The sequence below is a fragment of the Solidesulfovibrio carbinoliphilus subsp. oakridgensis genome, from assembly GCF_000177215.2.
GTDB lineage: Bacteria > Desulfobacterota > Desulfovibrionia > Desulfovibrionales > Desulfovibrionaceae > Solidesulfovibrio > Solidesulfovibrio carbinoliphilus.
The window spans coordinates 1,327,965-1,342,864 of sequence record NZ_CM001368.1 but is presented as its reverse complement, the minus strand read 5'-3'; the positions used below and the strand labels follow the sequence as shown (position 1 = coordinate 1,342,864).

The 14,900-nt window shown below is 68.8% G+C and carries 16 protein-coding genes and 1 pseudogene; 11 read left to right on the top strand and 6 right to left on the bottom strand.

Annotation, left to right across the window (positions count from 1 at the left end; translation table 11 throughout):
• Nucleotides 1-39: 39 nt before the first annotated feature.
• The 7 genes from DFW101_RS06035 (at nt 40) to DFW101_RS06005 (ending at nt 6,118) form a co-directional block, all read left to right on the top strand.
• The gene (locus DFW101_RS06035; protein WP_009180627.1) at nt 40-828 is read left to right on the top strand and encodes a DsbA family protein; all 789 of its coding nucleotides are present in this window, start codon (nt 40-42) and stop codon (nt 826-828) included.
• Between the two features lie 81 nt (nt 829-909).
• Nucleotides 910-2,265: a two-component system sensor histidine kinase NtrB gene (locus DFW101_RS06030; RefSeq protein ID WP_043643218.1), complete on the top strand. Its 1,356-nt coding sequence runs from the start codon at nt 910-912 to the stop codon at nt 2,263-2,265.
• Nucleotides 2,262-2,999 (top strand): C40 family peptidase, encoded by a 738-nt coding sequence (locus DFW101_RS06025; protein WP_009180625.1) that lies wholly within the window; start codon nt 2,262-2,264, stop codon nt 2,997-2,999. The genes DFW101_RS06030 and DFW101_RS06025 overlap by 4 nt, the downstream gene beginning before the upstream one ends.
• Nucleotides 3,000-3,024: 25 nt before the next feature.
• The gene (locus tag DFW101_RS06020; RefSeq protein ID WP_009180624.1) at nt 3,025-3,927 is read left to right on the top strand and encodes a nitroreductase family protein; all 903 of its coding nucleotides are present in this window, start codon (nt 3,025-3,027) and stop codon (nt 3,925-3,927) included.
• A gap of 95 nt (nt 3,928-4,022) precedes the next feature.
• A complete protein-coding gene (locus tag DFW101_RS06015; RefSeq protein WP_232286160.1) occupies nt 4,023-4,715 on the top strand; it encodes a L,D-transpeptidase in 693 nt (230 codons plus the stop codon).
• Between the two features lie 47 nt (nt 4,716-4,762).
• A complete protein-coding gene (locus DFW101_RS06010; RefSeq protein WP_009180622.1) occupies nt 4,763-5,155 on the top strand; it encodes an Hpt domain-containing protein in 393 nt (130 codons plus the stop codon).
• A 42-nt stretch (nt 5,156-5,197) separates the two neighbouring features.
• Nucleotides 5,198-6,118, top strand: a complete 921-nt coding sequence (locus tag DFW101_RS06005; RefSeq protein WP_009180621.1) for an SPOR domain-containing protein — start codon at nt 5,198-5,200, stop codon at nt 6,116-6,118.
• Between the two features lie 138 nt (nt 6,119-6,256).
• On the opposite strand, the pseudogene DFW101_RS18935 reads toward DFW101_RS06005, so the two are convergent.
• The 6 genes and pseudogenes from DFW101_RS18935 to DFW101_RS05975 form a co-directional block, all read right to left on the bottom strand.
• Nucleotides 6,257-7,060 (bottom strand): annotated as a pseudogene (locus DFW101_RS18935) (DMT family transporter); the annotation flags it as partial.
• Between the two features lie 34 nt (nt 7,061-7,094).
• The gene (locus DFW101_RS05995) at nt 7,095-7,952 is read right to left on the bottom strand and encodes an AraC family transcriptional regulator (protein ID WP_009180620.1); all 858 of its coding nucleotides are present in this window, start codon (nt 7,950-7,952) and stop codon (nt 7,095-7,097) included.
• Between the two features lie 44 nt (nt 7,953-7,996).
• Nucleotides 7,997-8,872, bottom strand: a complete 876-nt coding sequence (locus tag DFW101_RS05990) for an MlaA family lipoprotein (protein WP_009180619.1) — start codon at nt 8,870-8,872, stop codon at nt 7,997-7,999.
• Between the two features lie 103 nt (nt 8,873-8,975).
• A complete protein-coding gene (locus tag DFW101_RS05985; protein ID WP_009180618.1) occupies nt 8,976-9,566 on the bottom strand; it encodes a Tgt2/MlaC family protein in 591 nt (196 codons plus the stop codon).
• A 49-nt stretch (nt 9,567-9,615) separates the two neighbouring features.
• The gene (gene mlaD, locus DFW101_RS05980; RefSeq protein ID WP_009180617.1) at nt 9,616-10,065 is read right to left on the bottom strand and encodes an outer membrane lipid asymmetry maintenance protein MlaD; all 450 of its coding nucleotides are present in this window, start codon (nt 10,063-10,065) and stop codon (nt 9,616-9,618) included.
• Nucleotides 10,066-10,123: 58 nt separating this feature from the next.
• Nucleotides 10,124-10,948, bottom strand: coding sequence for an MlaE family ABC transporter permease (locus DFW101_RS05975; protein WP_009180616.1), 825 nt, complete (start codon nt 10,946-10,948; stop codon nt 10,124-10,126).
• A gap of 137 nt (nt 10,949-11,085) precedes the next feature.
• Between DFW101_RS05975 and DFW101_RS05970 the strand changes: the two genes are divergently transcribed.
• From DFW101_RS05970 to DFW101_RS05955, 4 genes are read left to right on the top strand one after another with little or no spacing between them, the layout of a single operon-like run.
• On the top strand, nt 11,086-11,772 hold the full coding sequence (locus DFW101_RS05970; RefSeq protein WP_009180615.1) for a TetR/AcrR family transcriptional regulator: 687 nt from the start codon (nt 11,086-11,088) through the stop codon (nt 11,770-11,772).
• Nucleotides 11,759-12,790 (top strand): HlyD family secretion protein, encoded by a 1,032-nt coding sequence (locus DFW101_RS05965; RefSeq protein ID WP_009180614.1) that lies wholly within the window; start codon nt 11,759-11,761, stop codon nt 12,788-12,790. Before DFW101_RS05970 ends, DFW101_RS05965 begins: the two co-directional genes overlap by 14 nt.
• The gene (locus DFW101_RS05960; RefSeq protein WP_009180613.1) at nt 12,787-13,704 is read left to right on the top strand and encodes an ABC transporter ATP-binding protein; all 918 of its coding nucleotides are present in this window, start codon (nt 12,787-12,789) and stop codon (nt 13,702-13,704) included. The genes DFW101_RS05965 and DFW101_RS05960 overlap by 4 nt, the downstream gene beginning before the upstream one ends.
• A complete protein-coding gene (locus DFW101_RS05955) occupies nt 13,704-14,846 on the top strand; it encodes an ABC transporter permease (RefSeq protein WP_009180612.1) in 1,143 nt (380 codons plus the stop codon). Before DFW101_RS05960 ends, DFW101_RS05955 begins: the two co-directional genes overlap by 1 nt.
• Nucleotides 14,847-14,900 lie beyond the last annotated feature (54 nt).

The following is a 14,900-nucleotide window of genomic DNA, read 5'->3' as shown; positions in this document are numbered from 1 at the left end:
ACAGCATCAAGACCGCCTTGGCGGAAGGTTGGAGGAATCATGCGAAAATGGAATTCGTTGACGGCGGCCGCCCTGCTGCTCGCCTCCCTTGCCCGTCCGGCCCTGGCCGACGACGACGTGGCCCGGATGCGGACCGTGTTGCAGGAGCACCCGGAAATCATCCTGGACGCCATCCGCCAGCAAGGCCCGGCCGTCCTTGAAATCATCGAGAACGCGGCCCGGGCCCGGCAGCGGACCCTCGAGCGCGCCCGTTTCGCCAGCGAACTGGCCAAGCCTCTGAAGCCGGCCATGGATCCCGGCCGCGCCTCGCTTGGGCCGCAAAACGCCCCCGTGACCATTGTGGAATATTCCGATTTCCTGTGCCACTTCTGCGCCCAGGCCGCCGGAACCGTGCAAAAGCTCCTGGAGCGGCATCCCGGCGAGGTGCGCCTCGTGTTCAAGCACTTCGCCACCGGCAAAAACGACGTCCGCGCGGCCCTCTACTTCGAGGCCCTCAACCTGCAGGACCCGAAAAAGGCCTGGGCCTTCATGGAAATGGCCTTCTCCCGGCAAAAGGACGTGGCGGAAAAGGGCGAGGAAGCCCTGGCCGCCATGGCCAAGGAACTCGGCGCCGACCAGAAGCGTCTGGCCGAGGACTTGAAACGCAAGGACCTGGCCGACCGGATCGACAGCGACGTCAAGGAAGCCCGGAATTTCGGCTTCGAAGGCACGCCGGTCTTTCTCGTCAACGGCGCGCCGGTGCGCGGCGCGGTTCCCCTCGAGGCCCTTGAGGAATACGTGGCCATCGCCAAGGATCCCAAGGCGGCGGCCCAGACGAAAACACCGTAAGTCGTTTCCTTCCCGGTCGGCCCGCGACGGGAGCGGGTCGGCCGGGCGGGCGGAGGGGCCGCTTTGGCGGCCGGATTCGCCATGCCAAGCGTCAGACAGATACTGGTTCAAAACGTCATCAAGGCGCTTCCGGTCGGGCTGTTGGTCATCGGCCCGAAAGGGGACGTCATGGTGGCCAGCCCTTCAGCCGGGGTGCTCCTCGGCCTGTCGCCGGATTCCCTGGAAGGCCACGGCTGGAGGAGGCTCGTGCGGCCGGAGCCGGCCAACGAGCAGTTCAACCGCAACCTGGCCGAGGCCGTGGAGTCCGGCCGGGCCTTCCGCCACTGCCTGACCGACTACCTGCGCCCGGACGGCGAGCCCCGGCGGTTCTCCATGACCGCCTCCTGCCCGGAAATCGGCGGCAAGCGGGTCGGCGTCACCCTGCTCATCGACGACGTGACGGCCCTCTACCGCAGCCGCGAGCGGGAGACGGCCATCCTGCGCGAAAAAAACCGCCTCCAGTACGACATGATCGAGAGCCTCAATAATCTGGCCCTCTCGGTCGCCCACCAGATCCGCAATCCCGCCGCCGCCATCGGCGGCTTCGCCCTGAAACTCCTTCGCGAACACAAGGACCGCCACCTGCAGACCGAATATCCGGACATCATCTTCCAGGAGGCCCGGCGCCTGGAAGAGCTGGTCGGGGCGGTGGTGCGTCTGGCCTCCCTGCCCCAGCCCCGCCTGCTGGCCGTCAATCTGTCGGAACTGGCGGAAGAGGCCGCGGGCCGGGCCGAAGAGGCGGCCGTGGCCCTGCACAAGCGCCTGGAGTGCTCCCGGTGCCTGGAGGAGGCCGAGATCGTGGCCGACAGGACGCTCCTGGCCCAGGCGTTGCAGGAGATCCTGCTCAATGCCGTGGAATTTTCCGGCCACGACACCGTGCGGGTGACCCTGTCCCTGACCCGGCGCGAGGACGGGGTGGTTCTTCGCATCGTGGATGACGGGCCGGGCGTGCGGCGCGACCTGCTGCCGTTCGTGTTCGATCCGTTTTTCACCACCAAGGCCCGGGGGGCGGGCATCGGCCTGACGCTTGCCCGCAAGGCCGTGCTCGAACACAACGGCGAGATCGAGCTGCGTGACGCCGAGGGCGGCGGGGCCATGGTCGTCATGCGCCTGTTCGACACGCCCGAGGCGGGGCTGTGCCGGGAGGCCTTTTACGGGCCCATGGGCCTGGACGTGCGCGAGTTGAAGGCCAAGGCCCGGGAGCTCGGCCTTGACGTTTCCGGCCTGACCACTATTGACGCTGTGCGGGCCGTGCAGCAGGGCGAGGGGTTTGCCCCGTGTTTCGCCTGGGGCGTGCACGACCGGTGCGGCCAGGAACTGTGCGCCTTCCGTCGGGAATGCGTCAAAACCACGCGCATCGGCGATTCCCGCAGCATCACCTACGAGGGCGGCGAATGACAGTCCGATTTTTTTCCGTTTCCTGGCGAAGCATCCTCTGGGGGACGCTCCTGGCTGCCCTGGCCTGTCCGGCCGCGCCGGCCGGGGCCCGGACCATCTACGGCTACGAGGACAGCCTCGGCATGCTCCACACCAGTTCGCGCAAGGTCAACGAATTCTACAAGCCCCTCTACGAGGGGAACGCCGACCACGACGCCGTCATGCGGGCCCTGCGCCAACAGGACGCCATGGGCGGGCCGCCGCCGCGCCTGCCCGTGGCCGCCATGCCGGCCGATCTCGGGCCAATCCCCGAGCGTGGCGAACGGATCATGCGCCTGGCCGAGCCGTACTTCGGCGCGCCCTACCGGCTGGGCGGGGACACGGCCTCGGGCATCGACTGCTCGGGCCTGACCAAGGCCGTCTTCGCCAAGTGCGGCGTGGATCTGCCGCGCCAGAGCCGGCTGCAGGCCGGGCTTGGCACACCGGTCGGGGCCACGGAGCTTGTGCCCGGGGACCTGCTTTTTTTCGCCACGGACCCGAATGTCGGCATCAGCCACGTCGGCATCTATCTTGGCGGCGGCAAGATGCTCCATTCAAGCCCCCGCCGGGGCGGTGTGGGCGTTGACCGTCTGGCCGGCACGGACTACGAACGGTGGTTCGTGGCGGCAAGACGTCTGGCCCGGGCCGAACCGACCCTGGCCGACGGCGCGGACCGGCCCAGCCAGACCAGGCGGCCGGCCGGCCGCCTGAATTGACGGGCGCCGCCGCCCGGGGGACGGCATGGAAGCAATCGCACCGAGGATCGACGCCGAGGCCTGCCAGGGCTGCGGGGCCTGCGTGGCCCTTTGCCCGTCGGGCGTCCTGGCCTTTGCGGGCGGGCGGCTGGTGGCCCGCCAGACGGGGTGCATCGGCTGCGGCCACTGCGAGGCCGTGTGCCCGGCCGGGGCGGTGACACTTCCCGGCGACGACTGGGCAGCCTCCTTCTCCACCATCGCTCCGACCGGACAGATCGTGCCGCCCGGCGGCTTTTCTCCGGCCATGCTCGTCGACCTGCTACGGTCGCGGCGCTCCTGCCGGCGCTACACCGGCGAAGCCGTGCCCGGCCCCATGCTCGAGGATTTGGTCCGGGCCGCCGTCACGGCTCCGTCCGGCACCAATTCCCAGGCCTGGACCTTCACGGTCCTGACCTCGCGGGCGGCGGTCATGAGCCTTGGCGAGGCGGTGGCCGAATTTTTCCGGCGGGTGAACGCGCTTGCGGCCAGACCCTATGTGCGAAAGGGACTGGCCCTCATCGGCCGGCGGGAGCTTGCCGACTATTACCGGGACCACTACCCGTCGGTCGCGGCGGCGTTGGCCGAGTGGGACCGGGACCGGACGGATCGGCTTTTCCACGGAGCCACGGCGGCGGTGGTCATCGGCTCGCGGCCCGGGGCCAGCTGTCCGGCCGAGGACGCGCTCCTGGCCGCCCAGAACATGCTGCTCGCCGCCCACACCATGGGCCTTGGCACCTGCCTTATCGGCTACGCCGTGGAGGCCTTGCGCCACGACCGGCGGGTGGCGGCGGCCATAGGACTGCCCAAAGGCGAGGCCGTCCATGCCGTGGTCGCCCTGGGCCGGCCGGATGTGGAATTTTTGCGCCCGACCGGCCGTCGCCGGCCGCTCGTGCGCTACAAGACCGCCTGAGGGGGCGAAGACAGCGGGTGCAAGGGTCTGGACGGGACGCCGGGGGGCAGGCCCGGGACCGGTCGCGCCGGGAGGGGAAGACGATGCGGGGTTGGATGGTTGTGGCCTTGGTCTTTGGCTTGGTGGCGGCTTTGCCGTGCGCGTCCGTGGCCGGGCGTCCGGAGGCGGCGGGGCACAAGACGGTCGTTACGGCCATGGCGGCGGTGCCGGCGGTGGCGGGCCCGGCCTACGTGCCGGTCGCCGACGGCGGCGGGCTCGATCTTTATCTGGCCACTCTGGCCAAATCCGGCGAGGCCCGTTACCAACCGGGCCTGCCGGACGACCAGATGGCAGAGTTTCTGGCCAGCAAGAACCGGTATTCCATCGAGGTGCGGCTCTCGCAACGCACGCTCTATCTGTATGAAAACCTGCCCGACGGGACCCGGCACCTGGCCAGGCGCTACGCCGTGGCCGTGCCCGGCCGCGACATGGAAGCACCGCAAGGCTGGGGGGTGGTGACCGGGATCAGCTTCGAGCCCTGGTGGCGGCCGACCCCGGCCATGAAGGAACGGGCCCTCAAAAAGGGCAAGCAACTGCCCGAAGTGGTCAAGCCCGGGGTCAAGGAAAATCCCATGGGCCCGTTCAAGATCATCCTGTCCCACGGCTACGGCTACCGCATCCACGGCAACAACAATCCCGGGTCCATCGGTCGGCCCGTGACCAGCGGCTGCATCCGGATGCAAAACGACGAGGGCAAGGACATGGCCAAATTGATCGACGTCGGCACGGAAGTGGTCTTTTTGCAATAGCCGGTCCGGGGCCGGGTGTCCCGCGGCCGTTGCCGTGCGGAGGTTCCATGAAAGGAATGTACCCCTGCGGCGCGCGAAGGCCGGACACCGGCGAAGAGCCGGGTACGGGCGGCGAAGCGTTCGATCCCGAAGCCGCCCGGCGGCGCATGGGGGTCGGCCGGGCCGCCTTCGGCCGCCTGTTCGAATGCATCTGGGACGAGGTGACCGAGCGCCGCACGCTTCTGGACGAGGCCGTCTGGGCCGGGGACCTGAAGCAGGTGGCCCTGCACGCCCATACCATCAAAAGCGCCGCCGCGACCATCGGGGCCGTGGCCCTGAGCCGCGCCGCCGCAGCCGTGGAACGGGCCGCCGGTTCCGGGGACCGCGACGGGCTGGCCGCCGGCATGGACGCGCTCCACGGCGCCAAGGAAACCCTCTGCAAGCTTGTGGGAATGGGATGACCGTCCGTCCCCGCCAACCCCACACGAGAAAGGAGTCGCCCTATGCGGCGTCTGATCACCGCGTCGGTCCTGCTGGCCCTGGGCCTTGCCGGATGCGCCGCGGACAAGTCTTTTGAAAAGGAGATCCTGGGCCACCCGGCACCGGAGTCTCCAAGCGACACGGGCTGGTCCCGGACACCGCCGCCGCCCCCGCCGCCGGCCTATGCGCCGCCCCCGCCGCCTCCGGCCCCGCCCCCGCCGGCCCCGGCCTACGCGCCGCCGCCTCCGGCCTATGCGCCGCCACCGGCCGCGCCGGCTTCGACCTACGCGCCGCCGGTCGTGGCTCCGGCCCCGGCCGGACCCCAGGCCCATACGCCAAAGCCCTTCACCCCGGCTCCGGTCGCGCCCGAGACGCCGGCCCCGGCGCCCCAGCCGGCGGGAGCGGCCGTGGCCGCGCCCGAGGCCCTTTCCGGGTCCCAGGCCGCGCCGGCACCCCCGGCCGCTCCCGCTGGCGCGCCGGCCGCCGCCGGCGAGCGGGCCCTCTTCACCTTCCAGGTCGGCAACTTCGCCCACCCGGAAAAGGCCAAGGAACTGGTGGCCTCCCTGGAGAGCAAGGGCTTCGGGGCGCGCATGGAGCCGGGCAAACTCAACAACAAGGCCTTTTACCGGGTCTATGCCGTCAAGGAAGGCAGCCGGGCCGAACTCGAGGCCGAACTGCTGGCCGTCGGCGTGACCGAGCCCCGTCTGGCCGAGGAACGGCCGGCCGGTTCCGCGCCGGCCGCCAAGCCCTCGGGCAAGCCCGCCGCCAAGCCGGCCGCCGCACCGGCCGCGCCGGCAGCGTCGTCCGCTCCGGCCAAGTCCCCGGTCGCGCCCCGGGCCGTGGAGCCGGCCCCGGGCAAGGTCCGCTACGCCCCGCCCGTGGTGGAGCCGGCCCCGCCGCTTCCGGACGGGTACGTGCCGCCGCCCAAGAGCGCCGGTTCCTGATCCGGAGCCGGGCCGTCCTTCCGTCAGGAGGGCGGCCCGGTCCGTTGCCCCCGCCTTTTTTCCTTCCCCGCCGAGGGCCAGGCACAGGATGCCGGCCAGCACCCCGGCGCAGCCGCCAAGTGCCGGCCAGCCGACCCGTTCCCCGCACAGTCCGGCCGCAAAGGCCAGGGCCGCCACCGGCATGACGCCGGTGGCCACCCCGGCCGTGGCTGCGTCCACCCGCACCACGCCGTAAAACCACAGCATGTAGGCCGCGGCCGTGACACCCAGGCCGTAGTAGGCCAGGGCGGCCAGGGCGGCCGGCGTCAGGGCCGCGCCCGGCAGGTCCGCCGCCTCCCAAAGGCCCGGCGGCAGGAAAAAGGCCAGCCCCAGGACCGAGACCGCCAAGGCCGCGCCAAGGGGCGTCAGGGGCTGGTCCACGGCCCGGCGCAGGAGCAGGAAGACCGCCTCGAATCCCACGGCGCAAAGCACCAGCCCGTTGCCAAGGAGCGGCGACGGGCCGGATCCCGGGCCGCTTCCGGCCTGAAGGACGGCGATGCCGGCCACGGTGGCCGCAATGCCGGCCATGGAGCGGGCAGACAGCCGGTCGCGGAAAAAAAGCCGGCCCAGAAGGGCCACGGCCGCCGGCGTGGCCGCGGCCACTACCCCGGCCTCGGCCGCACCGGTCAGGCGCAGGCCGGTCAGCAGACAGACCGTGAAGAGAAAGGAGCCGCAAAGGGCCTGGGCGGACAAGAGGGCCAGCGTCCGCAGGGACAGGCGCGGCAGGCGGCCCTCGACCAGGAGGACCAGGGGGGCCAGCACGGCCGCGGCCAGGGCGAACCGGACCATGGACGCGAAATAAAGCGGCAGGGCGGCGACCAGCACCCGGCCCACGGCCACCGACGATCCGACCAGGACCATGGCCGCAACCAGGGCGGCCACGGCTTTGGCGCGTGACGGCATGGGGACACCTCCGTTGGAAACAACCGGGCCAAGCCTAGCCGGGAAGGGCGGAGGTGTTTTGAACGATCTTGCGGTAGGCCCCGGGGGACAGGCCGAAACGGGCCGCAAAGGCCCGGGTCAGGTGGCTCTGGTCGGCAAAGCCGGCCATGGCCGCGATGTCGGCCAGCCGGTCCGGCCCGGCCAGGGCGCGCCGGGCCGCCCGCAGCCGGCACTCGCGCTGGTGGGCGTGGGGCGAAAGGCCGGTGTGGCGGGCCACGACCCGGGACAGGTGCCACGGGGAAAGCCCGGCCTCCCGGGCCAGGTCGTGGAGGCTCAGGTTCTCGGCGAACCGGGCGGCCAGGAGATCGAGGACAAGCCGCACGGCCCGGGGTTCCGGCCCGACCGGCGGCGAGGCCGGCCGGTCGTCGGCGTGCCGCCCGGTCCACAGAGCGAGGAGCGCGAGCAGGGCGGTTTCCCGGGCGAGCTGGCTGGCTGCGGCGTCCATGAGCAGGCGGTGGGTGTCGGCCACGCGGGCGGCGAGCAGCGGGTCCTCGATGACCCCGGGCCGGAAATGGGGGAGCGGGGCCCCGTCCGGCAGCACCATGGAGAGGAGGGCGGCCGGCAGGTAGAGCATGCGGTAGCGCCACCCGTCGTCCCCGGCCGGTTCGCCGTCGTGGGGCACGCCGGGCTGGACCAGGTTGACGGCCCCGGCCGGAGCCACCAGCCGGCTTCCCCGGTAGCGGAAGGCCAGGGCCCCGGCCTCGATGACGCCAAGGGCGTAGCCCTCGTGGGCGTGGCGGGAAAACCGGTGGTTGCGGTAGCTGGCGTAAAGGGCCAGGGCGTCCGGACACAGGGGCAGGCGGCAGGCGGTGGCGGCGGGGCCGGGAGAAATTGGTTGTGCGTCGTCCGGCATGAAAAACCGCCGCCGCGCGGGGCGCGGCGGCGGCGGGAGGCAGGTTACTGCGAGACCGCGTTGCGGCGGTACTGGATGTAGGCGTCTTTGACCGCGCTGTACGGGTCGATGGCCGGCTTGACCACGCTGTCGTAGTTCTCGAGCGTCTCGGGCAGGCGGTTGAACACGTCGCTGGCCTTGATGACATAGGGCCAGAACCAGGGATTGTAGCCGTCGTCGTACACGGCGAAGGGGCTGAATATCCAGGTGAGCGGATTGGCGGCGGCGTCGCCGGCCAGGCCCACGGTGTCGCGCAGGGTCGAGGGGCCAAGGAGCGGCCACACGATGTAGAACCCGTCGCCGATGCCGTAATGGCCAAGGGTTTGGCCGAAGTCCTCGTTGCCGGGCTGGAGGTTGGGGTCGGATTTGGCCACGTCCACCAGACCGCCGATGCCGAGGGTGCTGTTGAGCATGAAACGGCCGAATTCGCGCGACGCCTTGGTGAAGTCGAGCTGGAGGAGCGAGTTTATGAAACGGATGGGGAAGGTGAAGTTCGTGTAGGCGTTGGCCAGTCCGGTGCGGACCATCCGGGGCACCACGTAGCTGTAGCCCGTGGAAATGGGACGCATGAGCCCGCTGTAGAAGTAGTGGTTGAAGGTGAACCAGAACTTGTTCCAGCCATAGAGCGGATCGGCCACGGGCGCGGGCGGCGTTTCGGCGTAGGTTCCGGGCGCGTCGTCGTCGTCCAGGGGGGCCGCGGCCGGGGTGGCGGCCGGCGACGGGGCGGGCATGGAGGCGGCCGGAGCCGCGGGCGCCTGGGTCGGGGCCGCCGCCTGGTCGAAACCCTTGGCGGTCTGGTTGCGGGCGTTGCAGCCGGAAGTTCCAAGGACCGTTACGGCAAGCAGGATCAGGACGAGGTTTCGTGGCGTGGTGGCGGTCATGAACTCTCCCCGGCGGGTTGGTCCGTTGGATGATCGGGCGTGGGTCGGGCCCGGCTTATGTCGCTTTCCGGCTTGGCCTGTTTCGAGGCAACCTGCTCTCGGATCAGGATCTTTTGGCGGCGATCCTGGCGATCAGGGCATCCGGGCTCTCGTTGACCAGAATCTGGCCGAACTGGCTGCGGTAGTTCTGCACCAGACTCACGCCCTCGATCACCACGTCGTAGACCTTCCAGCCGCCGCGATCCACGAGACGGTAGGCAATGGGAATTTCCTTCCCTTTGCCGACGACCTTGGTGTCCACCTCGGCCTTGCCGCTCCCGAGTGCCTGCTCCTTGAGATACTGCACCTTTTCATCGGTGTAGCTCTCGATTTTGTCAAGGTAAGTGTTCTGCAACAGTTGGCCGAAGGCGGCCACGAAACGGGTCTGCTGGTCGGGCGAAAATTTGTTCCAGTCCGCGCCGAGGGCCCGGCGGGACAGTTCCGTCATGTCGAAGATGCCGTCAATGACACTGATGAGCTTGGTCCGCATGGCCGGCCGGGTGTCCGGATTCTTGTAGGCCGGGTCAGCCAGCAGGCTGATGATCCGATCCACGGAGGAACTCAGCGTTTCGGTCGCCTGCCCGGCCCGGACGGGGGAGGCGGTTGCGGCCACAAGGAGCAGCATCAGACAGAAGCGGGAAAGGATACGGTTCATACGACGGTTCCATCGGTGGGCTAGAGGGTCGGAAGCGGCGGGTCTTTTGCTATTTGACGCCGCCAAAAACGTATTTGCCGATGAGGTCGCCGAGATCGACCGAGGCCTCGGTCTCGACAATGGTGCCGCCGGGTTTGAGGACGTCGTCCGAGCCGCCCGGGGAGACCTTGACGAACTTGTCGCCGATAAGCCCGCTGGTCTTGATGGAGGCGATGGAATCGTCTGTGAGGCGCACGCCGTTTTGGATCTCCAAGGTGACCAGGGCCATATTGTCCTTGGGGTCGAGGGCGACGGCCGAGACCCGGCCGATGCGCACGCCGGCCATTTCCACGTACGCCCCGCTTTTGAGGCCCGTCACGTCCTTGAACCGGGCCACCAGCGGATAGCTGTCGCCGCCGAAGACGTCGAGTTTGCCGAGCTTGACGGTCAGGTAGGCCACGCACAAGAGGCCCGCCAGGACGAAGACCCCGACCGTGGTTTCCATGGCATATTTTTTCATGTCACCGGCCTTTTACGGCGAACCCGCCTGAGATGCAACACGGTTGGCCCGCCTGGCGTCACAGCAGAAAAGAGGTCAGGACGTAGTCTGCCACCAAAATGGTGATGCACGACAGGACCACGGCCGAAGTGGTGGCCAGACTCACGCCCTTGGCCCCGAACCCCTCGCGCCTGGTGTGGGTGAAATAGCCCTCGAAGCAGCAAATGGCCGCCACGAGCAGGGCGAAGACCAGGGATTTGACAAAACCGCCGGTCACGTCGCCAAGTTCCACCGTACTGTCGATGCGGTCGAAATAAACCCCGGGATTGATGCCGAGGAGCACCACGCCCGTCAGATAGCCGCCGCCGATGCCGACCACGTCGAAGATGGCGGTCAGCAGCGGAAAGCAGACGAGCGAGGCGGCCAGCCGGGGGGCGATCAAGAACCGCAGGGGATTTATGCCCATGGTCGAAAGGGCGTCGATCTGCTCGGAGATGCGCATGATGCCGATCTCGGCGGCCATGGACGACCCGGCCCGGCCCGTGATCATGATGGCGGTCAGGACCGGCCCGAGCTCCCGGATGATGGACAGGGCCACGGCCGCGCCCAGAAGCCCTTCGGAGCCGAATTTGACCAGGGTGTAGTAGCCCTGGAGGCCGAGCACCATGCCCGTGAACAGGCCGATCAGCACGATGACGAACACCGACTTGACGCCGATGAAGTAGACCTGCTGCACGATCTTGCGCCAGGCGGGCGAGGGAAAAACGATGCGCCAAAGCCCCTTGCCCATGAAAATGCAAAGGCCGCCGAGCTCGGCCACCAGGGACAGCACGGCCCGGCCGAGGGCGGCAATGGGCGAGAGGAGAAGGGCAAGGGCTTGGGTCATGGTGTTCGGGCGCGGCATGGGAGCCATCTCCGGCCCGCCGGGCCATGGGTTACACTGCTTTAATCCGAATGGGAAGCGGCCTTGGCCCGCTTCCTCTCCTTGACGATCCAGACGAAACGGTTTAACCGTTTGGTTGAAAAAAGAGGTTCAACCAAATGGGCGATATCGAGGAAGCAGCCACCGTGCTGACGCGGATTTTGGAGGCCGCGGCCGAGGAATTCGGCCGGGTGGGATTCTCCGGGGCCAAGGTCGAGGCCATCGCCCGGCGGGCCGGGGTCAACAAGGCCGGGCTCTATTACCATGTCGGCAACAAGGAAAAGCTCTACGAGGCCGTGCTCCTGCGCCTGTTCGCCCAGGTGGCCGGGACCCTCGAGGAGGCCGTGGCCCAGGGCGGCGATCCGGGCCAGGCCCTTGGCGCCCTGGCCCGGGCCATGGCCGGGCTTTTCGCCCGCCTGCCCATGCTGCCGCGCATCATGGCCCTGGAGATGGCCTCGGGCGGGGCCCACATGCCGGCCGCCGCCCTGGCCGAGTTCCGGCGCATCTTCACCGTGACCCGCGACATCCTGGCCCGGGGCGTGGCGGACGGGAGCCTGCGCCCGGCCGAGCCCGTCTTCGTCCACCTGGCGCTGGTCGGCACGCTCATCGTCTACAGCCTGTCCGAACCCCTGCGCCGGCGGTTCGCGGACGCGGCCCGGGACCTGGGACTTTCCCTGGACCTGCCCCTGGCCGGCGTGGCCGACTTCCTGGCCGAGACCATGGGCCGGGGGCTGGCTTCCGAGCCCCCGGCCTGCCCGCCGTGCGCGGCCGCATTCTTGGAGGAGGCCGACCATGAAGATGCCTAGGCTGCTCCCGGCCCTGTGCCTGTTCCTGTCGGGCCTTGTCTGCCTGGCCGGCTGCGAAGCCGAAAAACCGCCGGTCTGGCAGGGCTATGTGGAAGGGGAGTTCGTGTACGTGGCCGGCAAGATCGCCGGCCGCCTGGACACCCTGTCCGTGGCCCGGGGCGACACCGTCGTGGTCGGACAGGCGCTCTATGCCCTGGAGCACGGTTATGAGGACCGGAGCCTGGCCCTGGCCGAGGCGGACCTGCGCCGGGCCGAATCCGACCTGCGCGACAAGGAGAAGGGGTTGCGGCCCGAGGAGATCGACCAGATCACGGCCGATCTGCGCCGGGCAAAGGCCTCCCTGTCCCTGTCGCGGTTGGAGTACGACCGCCGGGTCAGACTCTACGCCAGCAAGACCATTGCCAAGGAAGAGCTCGACGCCGCCCGTACCGCCCAGTCCACCGACCAGGAACAGGTCAAGTCCCTCGAAGCCAAGCTGGCCACGGGCCGGCTGGCCAGCCGCGAGGACCAGATCCGGGCCGCCCAGGCGGCCGTGGACGCGGCCCGACAGGCCGTGGGCCAGGCCCGGTGGAACCTCGACCAGATGACCCAGCGGGCCGGCGTCGGCGGCCTGGTCTACGACACCCTCCACTACCGGGGCGAGTGGGTGGCGGCCGGCAGCCCGGTGGTGGCGCTCTTGCCGCCGGAAAACGTCAAGGCCCGGTTTTTCGTGCCCGAAGCCGTGGCCGGGGCGCTTTCCCGGGGCCAGGACATCCGCGTCTCCTGGGACGGCGGCAAAGAGCCGGTCGCGGCCAGGATTTCCTACATCGCCCCCACGGTCGAATACACGCCGCCGGTCATCTACAGCCAGGATTTCCGGGAAAAGCTCGTCATCATGGTCGAGGCGGTCTTTGCCCCGGACGTGGCCGCGCGCCTGCACCCGGGCCAGCCGGTGGACGTGTCCCTGGCCTCGGTTCCGGCCTCGGTCCCGGTCCCTGCTCCCGGCCCGGGGGACGGCGGCAAGGCGGGCGGCTCATGAGCGGGGAGGCGCCGGTCATCGACGTCACCGGCCTGACCAAGATTTTCGGCAAAAAGACCGTGGTCGACCACATCGACATGCGGGTGGCGCGCGGGGAGATCTACGGCTTTCTCGGGCCAAACGGCTCGGGCAAGACGACGTTTATCCGCATGCTCTGCGGGCTGTTGCGTCCGGACGACGGCTACGGCACCTGCCTGGGGTTCGACGTCCGCGAGGAGCCGGAGCGCATAAAGCCCCACGTGGGCTACATGTCGCAGAAATTTTCCCTGTACGAGGACATGACCGTGCGGGAGAACCTGGATTTCATTGCCCGCATGTACGGCGTGGCCGGCCGGGAGGCGGCCATCGGCCGGACCATCGAGCGCATGAATCTCGGCCGGTTCCGGGACCAGCTGGCCGGCACGCTTTCCGGCGGCTGGAAGCAGCGCCTCGCCCTTTCCGCCTGCATGATCCACGAGCCAAGGCTGCTGCTCCTCGACGAGCCGACCGCCGGCGTCGATCCCATGGCCCGGCGGGATTTCTGGGACGAGGTCCACAAGCTGGCCGGCGAGGGCATAACCGCCCTTATTTCCACCCACTATATGGACGAGGCCGAGCGGTGCCACCGGCTCGCCTACATCGCCTACGGCCATCTCCTGGCCACGGGCTCGGTGGCCGAGATCGTGGCCGCCGAGGGGCTGGCCACCTATGAGGTCTCCGGGCCGGAACTCTACGGGCTCATCGACAGGCTGCGGGGGCTGCCCGGGGTCGAGCAGGTGGTGGCCTTTGGCCTCACACTCCACGTCAGCGGCCGGGACGGAGCTGCCCTCGAAGCAAGCCTCAAGCCCTTTATGGCCCCGCCCCACACCTTTCGGCGGATTCCCTCCAACCTCGAAGAGGTTTTTATAAGCCTCATGCGCAAGGCGGTGGCGTAATGGCCGGACTCTTCGCCTTTTCCCCCAAACGGTTCGCGGCCATGGTGTCCAAGGAATTCACCCAGATGCGCCGGGACCGGGTCACCTTCGGCATGATGGTCGGCATTCCGCTCCTGCAGCTCATCCTTTTCGGCTATGCCATCAACTCCGACCCCAAACACCTGCCCACGGCCATCCTCGACAACGATCGGTCGACTTTTTCCCGGGACATGGCCGCGGCCATGAAAAACAGCCTTTATTTCGAATTCACCCGGGAGCTCACCACTGAGGCCGAGGCCGACGAACTCTTGCGCCTGGGCCGCATCCAGTTCGTCCTGACCATTCCGCCGCATTTCGGCCGGGACCTGGTGCGCGGCGACCGGCCGGTGGTCCTGCTCGAAGCCGACGCCACCGATCCCTCGGCCACGTCCAACGCCGTCTCGGCCATACGCCAGGCCGCTTCCGACGCCTTCAACCGCGACCTGACCGGCCCGCTGCTGGCCCTTCGGGCCCCCGAGCCCCTGGTCGACCTGCGCCTGCACGCCCGCTACAACCCCGAGGCCAACACCCAGTTCAACATCGTGCCCGGGCTCATGGGCGTGGTCCTGACCATGACGCTTGTCATCATCACTTCGCTCGCCATCACCCGCGAGCGGGAGCGCGGCACCATGGAAAATCTGCTCATCACGCCGGTGCGGCCCATCGAGGTCCTGCTCGGCAAGATCCTGCCCTACATCATTGTGGGCTACATCCAGATGGCGCTCATCATCGTGGCGGCGGTCTTCCTTTTCCACGTGCCCATCCTGGGCAGCCTGCCGCTTTTATTCCTCGTCTCCTTCCCCTTCATCGCCGCCAACCTGGGGGTGGGCATCACCTTCTCGACCGTCGCCCAGAACCAGTTGCAGGCCGTGCAGATGTCCTTTTTCTTCTTCCTGCCGTCCATCCTCTTGTCCGGGTTCATGTTCCCGTTTCGGGGCATGCCCGAATGGGCCCAGTGGATCGGCACGGCCCTGCCGCTGACCCACTATCTGCGCGTGGTGCGCGGCATCGTGCTCAAGGGCAACGGTTTTGCCGACGTCTTTCCGAGCCTGTGGCCCATCGGCCTCTTTCTGCTGGTGTCGCTCGGCCTTGGCATCACGCGCTACCGGCAGACCCTCGACTAGGGCGACCTGGCCTTGCAAGGCGAAGGGGGAATGGAGCGGTAAAAATGACAGGAA

What these genes read in the sequence shown, in the direction of transcription:
- DFW101_RS06035 (WP_009180627.1), top strand. Translation starts at nt 40, where the DNA reads ATGCGAAAATGGAATTCGTTGACGGCGGCCGCCCTGCTGCTCGCCTCC.
- DFW101_RS06030 (WP_043643218.1), top strand. Translation starts at nt 910, where the DNA reads ATGCCAAGCGTCAGACAGATACTGGTTCAAAACGTCATCAAGGCGCTT.
- DFW101_RS06025 (WP_009180625.1), top strand. Translation starts at nt 2,262, where the DNA reads ATGACAGTCCGATTTTTTTCCGTTTCCTGGCGAAGCATCCTCTGGGGG.
- DFW101_RS06020 (WP_009180624.1), top strand. Translation starts at nt 3,025, where the DNA reads ATGGAAGCAATCGCACCGAGGATCGACGCCGAGGCCTGCCAGGGCTGC.
- DFW101_RS06015 (WP_232286160.1), top strand. Translation starts at nt 4,023, where the DNA reads ATGGTTGTGGCCTTGGTCTTTGGCTTGGTGGCGGCTTTGCCGTGCGCG.
- DFW101_RS06010 (WP_009180622.1), top strand. Translation starts at nt 4,763, where the DNA reads ATGAAAGGAATGTACCCCTGCGGCGCGCGAAGGCCGGACACCGGCGAA.
- DFW101_RS06005 (WP_009180621.1), top strand. Translation starts at nt 5,198, where the DNA reads ATGCGGCGTCTGATCACCGCGTCGGTCCTGCTGGCCCTGGGCCTTGCC.
- DFW101_RS05995 (WP_009180620.1), bottom strand. Translation starts at nt 7,952, where the DNA reads ATGCCGGACGACGCACAACCAATTTCTCCCGGCCCCGCCGCCACCGCC.
- DFW101_RS05990 (WP_009180619.1), bottom strand. Translation starts at nt 8,872, where the DNA reads ATGACCGCCACCACGCCACGAAACCTCGTCCTGATCCTGCTTGCCGTA.
- DFW101_RS05985 (WP_009180618.1), bottom strand. Translation starts at nt 9,566, where the DNA reads ATGAACCGTATCCTTTCCCGCTTCTGTCTGATGCTGCTCCTTGTGGCC.
- mlaD (WP_009180617.1), bottom strand. Translation starts at nt 10,065, where the DNA reads ATGAAAAAATATGCCATGGAAACCACGGTCGGGGTCTTCGTCCTGGCG.
- DFW101_RS05975 (WP_009180616.1), bottom strand. Translation starts at nt 10,948, where the DNA reads ATGCCGCGCCCGAACACCATGACCCAAGCCCTTGCCCTTCTCCTCTCG.
- DFW101_RS05970 (WP_009180615.1), top strand. Translation starts at nt 11,086, where the DNA reads ATGGGCGATATCGAGGAAGCAGCCACCGTGCTGACGCGGATTTTGGAG.
- DFW101_RS05965 (WP_009180614.1), top strand. Translation starts at nt 11,759, where the DNA reads ATGAAGATGCCTAGGCTGCTCCCGGCCCTGTGCCTGTTCCTGTCGGGC.
- DFW101_RS05960 (WP_009180613.1), top strand. Translation starts at nt 12,787, where the DNA reads ATGAGCGGGGAGGCGCCGGTCATCGACGTCACCGGCCTGACCAAGATT.
- DFW101_RS05955 (WP_009180612.1), top strand. Translation starts at nt 13,704, where the DNA reads ATGGCCGGACTCTTCGCCTTTTCCCCCAAACGGTTCGCGGCCATGGTG.